The sequence below is a fragment of the Chimaeribacter arupi genome, from assembly GCF_002858805.1.
GTDB classification, from domain to species: domain Bacteria; phylum Pseudomonadota; class Gammaproteobacteria; order Enterobacterales; family Enterobacteriaceae; genus Chimaeribacter; species Chimaeribacter arupi.
The window spans coordinates 37473-50258 of record NZ_PJZI01000015.1 but is presented as its reverse complement, the minus strand read 5'-3'; the positions used below and the strand labels follow the sequence as shown (position 1 = coordinate 50258).

Genomic DNA, 12786 nt, shown 5'->3' with positions numbered 1-12786 from the left:
CTTTTCGTAAGCCTTTTATGGCGCACATATCCCACAAGAACCGTAAAAAATCGCTGAAAAACGACAACAATGGGCAATGTCCAGGGCGATTTTGTTAAGGCAGTCTAATTTTTGTTATCAATGCAGCAATATTTGGAAAACATTATTGCAACAAAAAGCAAGGTCAGCTCTATAATTCGCTCACTGGTCTGATTTGTCGGCCGCTCCCCGGACCCTACAATCCGCGCTCCTTGTTACGTCATGTAACAATGCTAAAAATAAACAAATAACATGAGGTTTTGGTCATGAACCAGAAAAACCTGTTCAAAAGAACTGCACTGGCAGCAGCACTCACCGTCATTACCTCGCAGGCATCCGCCGCGGGCTTCCTGCTCAATGAATATTCGACGTCCGGGCTGGGCCGCTCCTTTTCAGGTGAAGGCGCGATAGCAGACAACGCTGCGTCCGGCAGCCGTAACCCGGCCACCATGACCATGTTTGACCGCCCGGCGTTCTCCGCAGGTGCCATTTATATCGACCCGGATGTCGACATCACCGGCAATTCACCGCTGACCGGTGCCAGCACCAGCGCCAGCAATATTGCACCGTCCGAGTGGGTACCCAATCTGCACTTCATTCTGCCGCTGAATGACCAGTGGGCAGTGGGCGCGTCCGCCACCTCCAACTATGGCCTGGCCACCGACTTCAACAGCGGCTATGCGGCCGGCCCGATGGGCGGCAAAACCGAACTCAAAACCGGTAACTTTAACCTCAGCGCCGCCTACCGCGTGAACCAGCACTTCAGCGTGGGTGTGGGGTTTGACGCTGTCTACGCACGCGCCAAAATTGAACGTAATGCCGGTGAGGCGGGCGTGCTGTCAAGCCGCGGCCTGATCTCCGCCGATACCCAGATCGCCCACCTGAAAGGTGACGAATGGGGCTACGGCTGGAACGCCGGGCTGTTATATGAAGTGGATGACAACAACCGCTACAGCCTGACCTACCGCTCGAAAGTCGACATCGATTTTGACGGCGACTACCGCAACGAACTGCCGGCACAGCTCGGCGGCACCGGCGGCAGCACCATTCCGGGTGCGCTGACGCTGAACCTGCCGGAGATGTGGGAAGTGTCGGGTTATAACAAAGTGGCCCCGAAATGGGCGATCCACTACAGCCTGACGTACACCAGCTGGAGCCAGTTCCAGGAGCTGAAAGCCACCGGCACCAGCGGCCAGACGCTGTTTGAAAAACATGAAGGCTTCAAAGACGCTTACCGCCTGGCGCTCGGCACCACCTATTACTACGACGACAACTGGACGTTCCGCACCGGTATCGCGTTTGATGACAGCCCGGTGCCGGCGCAAAACCGCACCATCTCGATCCCGGATCAGGACCGCTTCTGGCTCAGCGCCGGGACGACCTACGCCTTCAACGAAGATGCCTCCGTGGATGTGGGTGTGTCGTACATGCATGGCCAGAAAGTGCACATCAGTGAAGCGATTTCGGCCAGCCTGCCGAACTACGAGTTTGACTCCGAAGGCAAGGCCTGGCTCTACGGCGTTAACTTCAACTACCTGTTCTGACAAAGACTTCCCCATAAAAAAAGCGCCCGTGGGCGCTTTTTTTTCGTCAGTTATCGGGTGGCACCGGCGGTTACTGGGCGTCGATGTCGTCCAGGTCGCCTTCAATCGCGGCCGCGTTCGGGTTGGTGGCCGGGGTGAGTTTACCGCCGCGCGCCAGGAAATCGTGGCGCTGGAAGTAGGCCTCACGCACCATCACATACGGGTCGGAAGAGTTACGCAGCAGGCCGTCAGAGTCGAGCAGCTGGGCGCGGGTTTCAATCCCTTCCACCACCCATTTCCCGGCGGACATCCAGAAGGTCAGGTAGCTCAGCGGCGGGTAGAGTTTGTCCACCCACTCACCGCCATCCTCACGGAGAGTGAAGCTGCCGTAGCCCGGCAACTCCACATACGGGCCGTAACCCACGCCATAATAGCCCAGCGTGCTGCCGAAACGGTGCGACTCTTCGCGCGCCAGTTGCGGGTTCGCCATGCCGGCCACGTCAATCAGGCCGCCCATCCCCAGCAGGGTATTGAGGAAGAAGCGGGTAAAGTGCTTCATCGCATCGTAGGGTTTGCCTTCCAGGAAGTAGTTGACCATGGTGGCCGGTTCATCCAGGTTGCCGGTGAAGTTGCTCAGGCCGTTACGCGCCGGCATCGGCACGTAATCCCGCCAGGCGACCGCCGCAGGCCGCACGATGTACGGGTCCAGCACATCGTAGTTAAAACTGAACATCGCCCGGTTGAAGCCCTCGAGCGGATCAGACCGCCCCTGCTGCTGCTCATCCGGTGAACTGGCGCAACCGGCAAGCAGTACGCCGGCAAAGGCCAATCCCATCAGGCGGTAGTTCATTCTTTTCTCCCTATTTTTACGGCAGGCGCACTACGGCACCTGCTGATTAATCTCAATATTGACCTGTTGTCGCCCGGAAAATGGCTGGAGACTGCTCTCACCTGTCCACTCCCCGTGATGGGGGGTGGCCGATCCTTCCGGCGAAATGCGTACCTTGACTTTGACCTGATGTATTGAAGAAAGCAACCTTTCAGGCATCATTGCATTCGTGTCATCAATAGTCAGTGACAGCGGGAAGCGGCTGAGCGGCAGGCGTTTTACGGCGACCGGCACCGGGCTAACGCCGTCAGTGACAGAGATCAGCACCATGCCCTGCCCCGGCAGCCGGCGTGCCGCCTCGGGTGAGAGCGTGACCGCCACGCCGAGCCGCACATTATCCATACCCGCTTTGCTGCGCGCTTGTTGAATGCTGCGCCGCAGCATCTCCGCCCGCGGGTCACCCGCCGGCAGCACCCGCAGCATCAGGCTCCAGCCCTCAATCGCTTTCGGGTAGTTCCCCTGCTGGAAGGCGTTAAACGCCAGCAGGTTCAGCACCCGCAAATCTGTCGGGTCCGCATTGCCCAGCGCTTTCAGCATCGTTTCCGCCTGGCGCTGATCGGCCGGGTCAGCTGAGCGGGTCAGCACATCGGCATAGGCCAGTTGTACGTCGCGGTTGTCAGGTTGCAGCGCATAGGCGCGGCCAAACGCCTGGGTGGCGGTGGCGGCATTGTTCAGCGCCACGCCGACCCGCCCGAGCAGCAGCCAGTTCTCCACATTCTGCGGATCGTGCTGCAACGCGGTGCGCAGCCCCAGCCCAAGGCGCGCCACGTCGTCATCCGTCAGCGGGGCGGCGTGGGCGTCCGCCACCTGTGCGCGCAAGGCGGGCAGGTCACGCACCGCCTGTTGCCAGGCAGCCACCTGCACCAGCCCGCCGGTTTTCAGGTAGAACCCGACCGCAACCAGCACCAGCACCAGCACGCCGGGGATAAGCACCCAGCGGCCCAGCGGGCGCACCGGCGCAGCCGCCCGGCCGGGAATGTCGCTCAGCAGGTTTTCCTGCAACTCCTGCACCAGCAGCGGCCGCTCAGCGATGATCCCCTGCTGCTCGTCATGGGCCAGCTCAGCCAGCCGCTCATGGTAGAACGCCTTGTTCAGGCTGTCCCGGCTGGCCTCCGGCGCACGCGCAGTGCGGCGGAAGGTGGGCGCAACCAGCAGGGTCGCGGCGATCACCAGCAATAAAAACGCAATCAGCCAAAAAGCCATCAGTCATGTGTCCTGTCAGAATCATTCAGCAGTTGCGCCAGCCGCGCCTGCTCCTGCGGCGACAGCGTGGCCGCCCGCCCCTGTCGGCGCGCGCGCAGCACCACCACCAGCCCGCCGGCCAGCACAAACAGCGCCGGGCCGGCCCACAGAATCAGGGTCGAGGCGGTCACCGGCGGCTCATAGGTCACAAAATGGCCGTAACGCGCCACCATATAGTCGATGATCTGCTGGCGGGACTGCCCCTGCTCCATCAATTGATAGACTTTGGTGCGCATGTCCGCCGCGATCATGGAATTGGAATCCGCGATGCTGTTGTTCTGGCATTTCGGGCAGCGCAACTGTTCGGTGAGCTCGCGGTACTGCTGCTCCTGTTCAGTGCTCTTGAACTGATAGGTGTCAATCGCCGCCCAGAGGTTGGTGCTCAGCAGCAACCCGGCCAGCAAACAGAGCAGCCTCATGATGCGCCCCCGCCATATTTGCGGTAGAGCGGCGCCACCTCGCGCTGCCAGACTTCCGCGTTCAGGTCACCGGCATGGCGGTAGCGGATGATGCCCTGGCCGTCGATCAGGAAGGTTTCCGGCGCGCCATACACGCCGAGATCCAGCCCCAGCATCCCGTCGCCGTCATACAGGCTCAGCGCGTAGGGGTTGCCGAGGGTGTTCAGCCAGTTGACCGCTTTGGCGCGGTCATCTTTGTAGTTCAGCCCCACCACGCGCACGCCCTGCGCCGCCAGGCTGTTCAGGTACTGGTGTTCCGCGCGGCAGGTCGGGCACCAGGTGGCCCAGACATTCAGCAGCAGCGGTTTGCCGTCACGCAGCACGGCCTGGCTGTAGGTTTTGCCCGGCTCCGCCAGCGACGCGAGGGTAAACACCGGCACCGGTTTGCCAATCAGCGCCGACTCCAGCCGGGTCGGGTCATCGCCGTGGGCGTTGCGCTGCAACTGCACCACAAAAGCAGTGGCCAGCAGCAGGAACAGGATCAGGGGGATAAATAACAGCTTACGGTTCATACTTTCTCCACCGCAGGCCGGCGCGCCTGCTTTTTGCTCATCCGGTAGCGCGGGTCAAGGATGCAGAGCACCCCGCCCGCCGCCATCAGCAGGCCACCGAGCCAGATCCAGCGCACGAACGGTTTATAGTAGAGCCGCACCGCCCAGCTGCCGTCGTCCAGCTCCTCGCCAAGCGCAGCGTAGAGGTCACGCACCAGCCCGCCGTCAATCGCCGCTTCAGTCATCATGCTGCGCGCCACGCTGTAGTAGCGCTTTTCGGCGCGCAGTTCAGCCACCGGTTTGCCCTCTTCGCTGACGTCAATAATGCCTGCGCCGCCGCTGTAGTTAGGGCCGGTGATGCTGTGCACCTCGCGGAACACAAAGTGGTAACCGCGGATATCCACGCTGTCACCCGCCTTCATCCGCACGTCACGCTCGACGCTGTAGTTCTGGCTGAAGGCGATGCCGATTACCGTGACCGCCACGCCGAGGTGGCCCAGCACCATGCCCCAGTGGCTGCGCGTCAGGGTGGTCAGCCCGCGCCAGAAACTGTGGCGGTGGGTGGCGCGCTCATGCAGCTCCAGCAGGGTCAGGATCGTCACCCACAGCGCCATCATCAGCCCGAGCACCGTCATCCCGGCGATACGGTCCTGCATCAGCCACGGCAGCAACACGGACAGCAGCAGCGTCACTGCCAGCGAGGCCGCCAGCCGTTTCCGGAATTTCCCGGCGTCATCCCGCCGCCAGCGCACCAGCGGCCCGATGCCCAGCAGCAGCGCCAGCGGGGCCATCAGGAAAGTGAACATGGTGTTGAAGAAGGGTTCGCCAATCGAGATGCTGCCGAGGCCAAGCTGTTTGTGCACCAGCGGCAGCAGGGTGCCGAGCAGCACCACCAGCATCGCCGCAATCAGCAGTACGTTGTTGCCGAGCAAAAAACTCTCCCGCGAGAACAGCTCATGGCGGCCCGGGCTGCGCACCTGCGCGCCGCGCACCGCATACAGCAGCAGCGACCCGCCGATGACAATCACCAGATAAGCCAGGATGTAGAGGCCGCGCTCCGGGTCAGACGCGAATGAATGCACCGACACCAGCACGCCGGAGCGCACCAGGAACGTCCCGAGCAGGCAGAGCGAGAACGCGGTGATCGCCAGCAGCACCGTCCAGGCTTTGAAGGTGCCGCGTTTTTCCGTCACCGCCAGGGAGTGGATAAGCGCCGTGCCCGCCAGCCACGGCATAAAGGAGGCGTTTTCCACCGGGTCCCAGAACCACCAGCCGCCCCAGCCCAGTTCGTAATAGGCCCAGGCGGAGCCGAGCACAATGCCGATGGTGAGGAACACCCAGGCCGCCGTGGTCCAGGGGCGTGACCAGCGCGCCCAGGCGGTGTCGAGCCGCCCGGCCATCAGCGAGGCGATGGCAAAGGCGAACGCCACCGAGAAGCCGACATAGCCCATGTAGAGCAGCGGCGGGTGGAAGATCAGGCCAATATCCTGCAACAGCGGGTTGAGGTCGCTGCCGTCAATCGGGAAGTCCGGCAGGGTACGGGTAAAGGGGTTTGAGGTCAGGATAATAAACAGCAGGAAACCGCCGGTGATCATGCCCAGCACCGACAGCACCCGCGCCACCGCGTCCTGCGGCATCCGGCGGCTCAGCAGTGCTACCGCCAACGTCCAGGTGCTCAGCAGCAGCACCCACAGCAGCAGTGACCCTTCATGCGCGCCCCAGGTCGCCGCCACCCGGTAGTAGACCGGCAGGTGGCTGTTGGAGTTGGTCGCCACATAGGCCACGGTAAAATCGTTGACCACAAAGGCGTGCACCAGAATCGCGAACGCCCCGGCGATGCAGGCGAACATGCCGTAGGCCAGCGGCCGCGCCACCGCCATCATCCGGGCGTCCTGGCGCGCTGCGCCCCACTGCGGGTAAATGCTCAGCAGCAGGGCGACGCCCAGCCCGAGGCAGAGCAGAAAACTGCCGATTTCCGGGATCATGATTTACCGCCCTCATTGGCGACATACGCCGCCGCCGGGCCGCGGTGGTTCTCTTTCATCGCGTCTGCCACCTCCGGCGGCACATATTTTTCATCATGCTTGGCCAGCACCTGTTTAGCATCGACCACGTTATCCGGCCCCAGCACGCCCTGCGCCACTACCCCCTGCCCTTCGCGGAACAGATCAGGCAGGATGCCGGTGTACGTTACCGCGATGGCCCCGCGCGCATCATAAATCTTAAAGCTGACCTGCAAACTCTTGCCGTCGCGCTTCACTGAGCCGGGCATCACCATGCCGCCGATACGCAGGTGGTCGCCCACTTCCGGCTTCTCATGGTTTTCGCCTTTGCCCTGTAAAATTTCACTGGGGGTATAGAACAGATCGATGTTGGAACGCAGGGCATAAAGCACCAGCGCAGCGGTCAGGCCCAGGCCGACCAGCACGGCCACCGCCAGATACAGGCGGCTTTTACGACGTGGATTCACTGTGAACTCTCCTGCGCTGACGCAGCGGCGGCAGGCGTAACGGTTTTGGATGCCCGGATGCGTGTTTCCCGCGCCTCACGGCGGCGGACGGCGGCAATCACCTGGCGGCGTTGCAGCACCGTGTGCAGCAGCAGCCCGGCCAGCGTCAGCAGCGTGACCCCTACCGACAGCCAGACATAAAAGGCGTAGCCGCCCATGGCAAAAAAGGCGGCCCAGGATGAAAAAGCAGGACTCATGGGCGGGGTCTCCGGCTGAACAGGGCCAGCACCCACGGGCGGTGGCTCTCCTGGATCAGGATCAGGTTGCGCAGGCGCATCAACGTCAGGGTCAGGAAGAAGAACAGGTAGCCCACAATCGCCCAGCGCAGCGGGTAGCGCATACTTGGGTCGATGGTTTGCTGCATATTGGTGGAACCCTGGTGCAGGGTGTTCCACCACTGCACCGAGTAGTGGATGATCGGGATGTTGACGATGCCGACCAGCACCAGGATGCCGGCCGCGCGGCCCGCCAGCCGCCGGTCTTCAAAGGCGTTATAGAGCGCGATGACGCCCAGGTAGAGGAACAGCAGCACCAGCTCGGAGGTGAGGCGCGCATCCCAGATCCACCAGGTGCCCCACATCGGTTTGCCCCAGGCCGCGCCGGTCACCAGCGCGATAAAGGTAAAGGCCGCGCCGACCGGGGCCATCGCGGCCACCACCAGGTTCGCCATCTTCATCTGCCAGACCAGCGCCGTAAACGCGGCGACCGCCATCGCGCTGTAGATGCCCATCGACCACATGGCAGCCGGCACATGGATGTACATAATCCGGTAGCTGTTGCCCTGCTGGTAGTCAGCCGGGGCGAAGCCAAAGCCCCAGACCCAGCCGAGTACCAGCGTCAGCGCACCCGCCAGCCCCAGCCAGGGCACAAACCGGCCGCACAGGTGGTAAAGCCGGTCCGGCTTACCGAGTTGGTGTAACCATTTCCACATTGTTCAGTGCTCGTTGTAAAAATTCACGGTGTGAACGCCTGCCCGTGGTGCGGGGCGGCAGCCTCCCGCAGGGGCCGCTCTTGTCAGGCGCAATGAGAACAGCGCGCCCGCCAAGGCGGCGCACGTCCCGGTCCATCAGTACAGTAAGTCAGTGCACACTTATGCGCAGCGCCGCGGCGGCCGCGAAGGGTGCCAGGGTAATGCTGCCTGCCAGCATCGCCCCGAGGATCGCCAGATAGCCGTCAATCGCCATGCCGTTGGCCGCGGCCTGAATCGCGCCGCTGGCGAAAATCAGCACCGGGATCGACAGCGGCAGCACCAGCAGGCTGAGCAGCACCCCACCCTTGCGCAGCCCAACCGTCAGCGCCGCGCCAATCGCGCCAATAAAGCTCAGGGTCGGCGTGCCCAGCAGCAGCGTGAACGCCACCGCCCGCCAGGTGGGGAAATCGAGTGACAGCAGCAGCGCCAGCAGCGGTGAGAGCAGCAACAGCGGCAGCCCGGTCACCAGCCAGTGAGCACATACTTTGCCTGCCACCGTGATGGCCAGCGGGGTCGGCAACAGCAGCAGCTGTTCCAGCGAGCCGTCCAGCAGGTCATCGCGGAACAGCCGCTCCAGCGACAGCAGCGATGCCAGCAGCGCCGCCACCCAGACCACACCGGGCGCAATGCGCGCCAGCAGTTGCGGTTCCGGGCCAATGCCCAGCGGGAACAGCGTAATCACGATCAGGAAAAACCAGAGCGGATTGACGATCTCCGCCCGGTTGCGGAACGCGGTTTTCAGCTCACGCCGGATCAGGGTCATAAACATCAGGACGGCTCCGGGTCGGTCAGGCGCAGGCGGCGAACCGCCCGGCCGGTGGCGGGCAACGGCTGGTGGGTGGTCAGCAACACCATGCCGCCGCGCGCGGCCTGCTGCTCAAACTGCGCCATCAGCAGCGCAACGCCCTCATGGTCAATCGCCGTCAGGGGTTCATCCAGCACCCAGAGCGGGGCGCGGCTCAGCCACAGGCGCGCCAGTGCCACGCGCCGCTGCTGCCCGGCGGAGAGTTGCCCTGCCGGCACCTCTTCATAGCCCAGCAGGCCCACCTGTGCCAGCGCCTGCCAGATAGCCTCATAATCCGGTTTACCGGCTGCCGATTGATAGAACGTCAGGTTTTCAAACGGCGTCAGCAGGGCTTTTACCCCCGGCTGGTGGCCAAGAAACAGCAATTGCGCGTGAAAGGTTTCCCGTACCCGCCCGACAGGCTGCCCCTGCCAGCGCACTTCACCGCTTTCCGGCTGCGCCAGCCCGGCCAGGATACGCAGCAAGGAGGTTTTGCCCGCCCCATTCTGCCCTTCCACCTGGACAATTTCGCCTGGCGTAATGTTAAAATTTAAGTCACTGAACAACACCCGCTCATCGCGGACGCAGCTCAGCCGCAAGGCTTCCAGCATCGGGAAACTCATCTCTTTTGTTGGGAGCGCGAATCATAACATAAGCCGCAAGCCGCACGCAGCCCGCCCAGGAAGGGTTTGCCTATCGTTAATACCGCTTCACCGGCATTCCCCCACACAATGCTGCATTTTTCCTCAAGGTTAAGATTCTGTTACTTTTTTCTTTATTTGGCGTAACAGTTTGTGCCACCCCTTCCGTGAATTGTGAAATCTTCTATGCTTAGCAGGGGGCCTGACGGCCCGCCATTTTCATTAGCCAAGATGGCTGATGGTTCACCACACTGGGAAATGACCATGAATCAACACACCGATAAAAAACGCCCACAGGGCAAGCAGGATCAGGATGAGCACGACGTTGACAGCCAGGAGAGCGATCGCGGTACTGACATTGAAGTGGATGAGGAGAAGTTGCCGTCCCGCGCGGCCGCGGTGCATGAACAAATCCGCATGGAGGGCGAGAAGGAGCTGGAGCGTGACGGCATGGCGCTGCTGTGGTCCGCGATTGCGGCCGGGCTGTCGATTGGCGCGTCATTGATGGCAAAGGGGATTCTGCACGCCCACCTGCCGGACACCCCGGCGCGCTTCTTTATTGAGAACCTCGGTTACACCTTTGGTTTTATCATCGTCATTATGGCGCGCCAGCAGTTGTTCACCGAGAACACCGTGACCGCCGTGCTGCCTATTATGCATAAACCCACGCTGAAAAATTTTGGCCTGCTGTTCCGGCTGTGGGGCTGGGTGCTGCTCGGCAACGTGATTGGCGCAGCCTGTGCCGCCCTCGCCTTCCTTTATATGCCGATTTTCGATGAGTCCGTCCGCCACGCTTTTGTCAGCATCAGCGAGAAGATCATGGAAAACACGCCGACGGAGATGTTCGCCAACGGCATTATCTCCGGCTGGCTTATCGCGACGATGGTCTGGATGTTCCCGTCCGCCGGCGCCGCCAAACTCTGGGTGATTGTGCTGATGACTTACCTGGTGGGCATCGGAGACCTGACGCACATCGTGGTGGGGTCGGTTGAGATCCTCTACCTGGTGTTTGCCGGGGTTATCCCGTGGCAGGAGTTTATTTACCCGTTCGCCCTGCCGACGCTGGCCGGCAATATCATTGGCGGCACCTTTATCTTCGCGCTGATAAGCCACGCGCAGATCCGCAATGACATGAGCAACGAAGCCAAAGCGCGGCTGGAAGCCGAACAGAAAAAGGCGCGCAAAGCAGAGGAAAAGGAGCAGGAGAGCCGTTAAGGCGCGGCCGTCACGCCACGGATTGGCGAGGGAATAGGCAAACGGTCAGCCGGGCGCTTATTCTCAGAGCAAAAATGGGTATAATGCCCGGCGGACGGCACCACGCCGTCCGGTTGTCCCCTTAGTTAAATGGATATAACGAGCCCCTCCTAAGGGCTAGTTGCAGGTTCGATTCCTGCAGGGGACACCATGTAACAGTTCGCCACCCTCCGTAGCAGTTCGCAAATCCTCAGTAAAACCCATATCTAGCACTAATAGTCGTTCGCTGTGGTTCGTGACAGCCGCTATCTTGTCTGGGTAAATACTGGGTAATTATTTTTACCCAAAGAAATTTTACCCAATGCTCACGATAAAACAGATTGAGGCCGCAAAGCCTAAGGAAAAGCCCTACCGCCTGCTGGATAGCAACGGCCTCTATTTATATGTGCCGGCATCAGGTAAGAAGCATCTATATCATCTTTTGCCTTTATGGGAGGAAATGATAGAAGAAGTCCCTCAGTGAGAATGCTGTGCTCCTGGTTATCCGGCAGATTGGCTATGAAGGGTTAGCCGGTCATAGTTTCAGGCACCAGTTCAGCATATCCTGAATGAGCATGGATGGCCGCACGATGCCATTGAGCGCCAGCTGGCGCACGTAGACAGGAACAACATCTGCGGCATCTACAATCACGCCCAGTATATGGAGAAACGGCGGGAGATGGTGCGGTGGTGGGCTGACTATATAGAATAGACGGGAAGACTACCTGACCGCGCTCACACGCCAAAACATGCAAAGGCTTGGTAAAGGTCACAAACCTTTGCGTGTCTCAAAGCTGCCCCATCGCGTCAATGCACCAACCACGGTTTGGGTTGCATGAATTGAAGTTGCGAGCATCAAATTTAGCTAAGCATGATTTGCAGTTTATCAATGATTGAGCTTGCATCTTTGTTATTCTTATCGTAGCTAATTACTTTTTTTGCGTAATCCTCGGCTAAGGATTTATCACCTGACTTTAAATAATGGTGAGACAAGGCCAATAATGCGCGAGTATGCTTATCATCAGCTCTGACACTTTCTTTATAATGATGTAGGGCCTTGTCATTATTCCCTGTGACCGCTGATAATATTGCGATGTGAAAATGCGCATGTGCTAAGTCTGGATTCAAGCTAACAGCAATTTCTTGTTGTTCAAGTGCCTCTGATTCCTTTTTTATCATAAGAAGTGCTAAGCCGAGCTTGTGCCTGGTTAATGCGTGGTTAGGGAATATTTTTACAGCTTTTTCAAGATTTGAAACAGCTTCAGCTGGTTTGTTATCTAACATCATCAGGTGTCCATGATAGAGATATGACCCATGAGATGATGATTTGCTTATATCAGACGCACAATCAACATCAAAACTACCTGTAGTCTCATAATTTTTAATTAACTTTGTAAGGTCAAATTTCTTTCCTAAGAACGTCGATACAGCATGAGGTGCGTTACTTAATGATATTAAATTAACATTTTCTAAGCCATGAACCAGAGATGCCTGGAAAATATCATTTATGTCATTGTCACCATATACATGAGTGATTTCTAACTCAGAAGAAGCAATAAGGCTTCGTAAATCCGCATACCAAAGATTCTTAGGCTTTTTAGACAGATTTTTACTTCTGGTTTCCCTTATATATAAGAGGAATTCACCACCAAAAGAAAGGCATCTAAATTTTACAGCCGGCATTCTAGGCTTGAGGATCGTGCCATACAGCATCGCTGCATATGCCCCCATTGATGGACCAACTAAAATCACCTCTTCTGCTTTCAGAGACTCCAGCATAGACAGGAGAAAGCTTGCGCTACTTGTTACGCTGCCACCCATCCCTGGGATGCCATGCACATACCAACCGTTATTTTCTTCATTGATGAAAATTTTAGTACCATCCATTCGGTTCATGACCTTCCAAAACATGAACTTTCCTTTATCGATGTCTACTGAAGAAAAGATTATATAGACTCGCTTGGATGTATCGCTCGGGACGACACAACAGTATGGGTTTTCATCATTCAGGATTGACATTTTTTTTCC

General features: G+C 59.1%; 13 protein-coding genes, 1 tRNA gene and 1 pseudogene. 4 read left to right on the top strand and 11 right to left on the bottom strand.

The features are described from left to right. The first annotated feature begins 284 nt into the window (after window positions 1-284). Window positions 285-1562 (top strand): long-chain fatty acid transporter FadL, encoded by a 1278-nt coding sequence (fadL, locus tag CYR52_RS10735; protein ID WP_072930657.1) that lies wholly within the window; start codon window positions 285-287, stop codon window positions 1560-1562. A gap of 70 nt (window positions 1563-1632) precedes the next feature. Here fadL and mlaA read toward each other — a convergent pair whose 3' ends face one another. The 10 genes from mlaA to ccmA all read right to left on the bottom strand — a co-directional run bounded on the left by mlaA (window position 1633) and on the right by ccmA (window position 9495). Next, window positions 1633-2391, bottom strand: coding sequence for a phospholipid-binding lipoprotein MlaA (gene mlaA, locus CYR52_RS10730; protein WP_072930659.1), 759 nt, complete (start codon window positions 2389-2391; stop codon window positions 1633-1635). Window positions 2392-2421: 30 nt separating this feature from the next. After that, a complete protein-coding gene (gene ccmI / locus CYR52_RS10725; protein ID WP_101828549.1) occupies window positions 2422-3633 on the bottom strand; it encodes a c-type cytochrome biogenesis protein CcmI in 1212 nt (403 codons plus the stop codon). Then, complete coding sequence (locus tag CYR52_RS10720) at window positions 3633-4091, bottom strand: cytochrome c-type biogenesis protein (protein WP_072930663.1); 459 nt, start codon at window positions 4089-4091, stop codon at window positions 3633-3635. Before CYR52_RS10720 ends, ccmI begins: the two co-directional genes overlap by 1 nt. Next, window positions 4088-4642 (bottom strand): DsbE family thiol:disulfide interchange protein, encoded by a 555-nt coding sequence (locus tag CYR52_RS10715; protein ID WP_072930665.1) that lies wholly within the window; start codon window positions 4640-4642, stop codon window positions 4088-4090. Before CYR52_RS10715 ends, CYR52_RS10720 begins: the two co-directional genes overlap by 4 nt. Beyond that, on the bottom strand, window positions 4639-6606 hold the full coding sequence (locus CYR52_RS10710) for a heme lyase CcmF/NrfE family subunit (RefSeq protein ID WP_101828548.1): 1968 nt from the start codon (window positions 6604-6606) through the stop codon (window positions 4639-4641). Before CYR52_RS10710 ends, CYR52_RS10715 begins: the two co-directional genes overlap by 4 nt. Further along, window positions 6603-7091, bottom strand: coding sequence for a cytochrome c maturation protein CcmE (gene ccmE, locus CYR52_RS10705; RefSeq protein ID WP_072930669.1), 489 nt, complete (start codon window positions 7089-7091; stop codon window positions 6603-6605). The genes CYR52_RS10710 and ccmE overlap by 4 nt, the downstream gene beginning before the upstream one ends. Next, entirely contained in the window at window positions 7088-7327 is a 240-nt protein-coding gene (ccmD, locus tag CYR52_RS10700; RefSeq protein WP_072930671.1) for a heme exporter protein CcmD, read from the bottom strand. Before ccmD ends, ccmE begins: the two co-directional genes overlap by 4 nt. Further along, window positions 7324-8061 carry a heme ABC transporter permease gene (locus CYR52_RS10695; RefSeq protein WP_072930673.1) on the bottom strand — a complete coding sequence of 246 codons (738 nt, stop codon included), beginning with the start codon at window positions 8059-8061 and terminating at the stop codon, window positions 7324-7326. The genes ccmD and CYR52_RS10695 overlap by 4 nt, the downstream gene beginning before the upstream one ends. Window positions 8062-8209: 148 nt before the next feature. Further along, the gene (ccmB, locus tag CYR52_RS10690; protein WP_072930675.1) at window positions 8210-8869 is read right to left on the bottom strand and encodes a heme exporter protein CcmB; all 660 of its coding nucleotides are present in this window, start codon (window positions 8867-8869) and stop codon (window positions 8210-8212) included. After that, on the bottom strand, window positions 8869-9495 hold the full coding sequence (ccmA, locus tag CYR52_RS10685; RefSeq protein ID WP_072930677.1) for a cytochrome c biogenesis heme-transporting ATPase CcmA: 627 nt from the start codon (window positions 9493-9495) through the stop codon (window positions 8869-8871). Before ccmA ends, ccmB begins: the two co-directional genes overlap by 1 nt. 294 nt (window positions 9496-9789) lie before the next feature. Here ccmA and CYR52_RS10680 point away from each other — a divergent pair, with 294 nt between their 5' ends. From CYR52_RS10680 to CYR52_RS22905, 3 genes and pseudogenes are all read left to right on the top strand, one after another. Next, window positions 9790-10740 carry a formate/nitrite transporter family protein gene (locus CYR52_RS10680; protein ID WP_072930700.1) on the top strand — a complete coding sequence of 317 codons (951 nt, stop codon included), beginning with the start codon at window positions 9790-9792 and terminating at the stop codon, window positions 10738-10740. Window positions 10741-10855: 115 nt separating this feature from the next. Then, window positions 10856-10930 (top strand) — tRNA-Arg (locus CYR52_RS10675). Between the two features lie 260 nt (window positions 10931-11190). After that, window positions 11191-11470, top strand: a pseudogene (locus CYR52_RS22905) (tyrosine-type recombinase/integrase); the annotation flags it as partial. Between the two features lie 149 nt (window positions 11471-11619). Here CYR52_RS22905 and CYR52_RS10665 read toward each other — a convergent pair. Beyond that, a complete protein-coding gene (locus CYR52_RS10665) occupies window positions 11620-12669 on the bottom strand; it encodes a hypothetical protein (RefSeq protein ID WP_101828547.1) in 1050 nt (349 codons plus the stop codon). Window positions 12670-12786 lie beyond the last annotated feature (117 nt).

What these genes read in the sequence shown, in the direction of transcription:
- fadL (WP_072930657.1), top strand. Translation starts at nt 285, where the DNA reads ATGAACCAGAAAAACCTGTTCAAAAGAACTGCACTGGCAGCAGCACTC.
- mlaA (WP_072930659.1), bottom strand. Translation starts at nt 2,391, where the DNA reads ATGAACTACCGCCTGATGGGATTGGCCTTTGCCGGCGTACTGCTTGCC.
- ccmI (WP_101828549.1), bottom strand. Translation starts at nt 3,633, where the DNA reads ATGGCTTTTTGGCTGATTGCGTTTTTATTGCTGGTGATCGCCGCGACC.
- CYR52_RS10720 (WP_072930663.1), bottom strand. Translation starts at nt 4,091, where the DNA reads ATGAGGCTGCTCTGTTTGCTGGCCGGGTTGCTGCTGAGCACCAACCTC.
- CYR52_RS10715 (WP_072930665.1), bottom strand. Translation starts at nt 4,642, where the DNA reads ATGAACCGTAAGCTGTTATTTATCCCCCTGATCCTGTTCCTGCTGCTG.
- CYR52_RS10710 (WP_101828548.1), bottom strand. Translation starts at nt 6,606, where the DNA reads ATGATCCCGGAAATCGGCAGTTTTCTGCTCTGCCTCGGGCTGGGCGTC.
- ccmD (WP_072930671.1), bottom strand. Translation starts at nt 7,327, where the DNA reads ATGAGTCCTGCTTTTTCATCCTGGGCCGCCTTTTTTGCCATGGGCGGC.
- CYR52_RS10695 (WP_072930673.1), bottom strand. Translation starts at nt 8,061, where the DNA reads ATGTGGAAATGGTTACACCAACTCGGTAAGCCGGACCGGCTTTACCAC.
- ccmB (WP_072930675.1), bottom strand. Translation starts at nt 8,869, where the DNA reads ATGTTTATGACCCTGATCCGGCGTGAGCTGAAAACCGCGTTCCGCAAC.
- ccmA (WP_072930677.1), bottom strand. Translation starts at nt 9,495, where the DNA reads ATGCTGGAAGCCTTGCGGCTGAGCTGCGTCCGCGATGAGCGGGTGTTG.
- CYR52_RS10680 (WP_072930700.1), top strand. Translation starts at nt 9,790, where the DNA reads ATGAATCAACACACCGATAAAAAACGCCCACAGGGCAAGCAGGATCAG.
- CYR52_RS10665 (WP_101828547.1), bottom strand. Translation starts at nt 12,669, where the DNA reads ATGTTTTGGAAGGTCATGAACCGAATGGATGGTACTAAAATTTTCATC.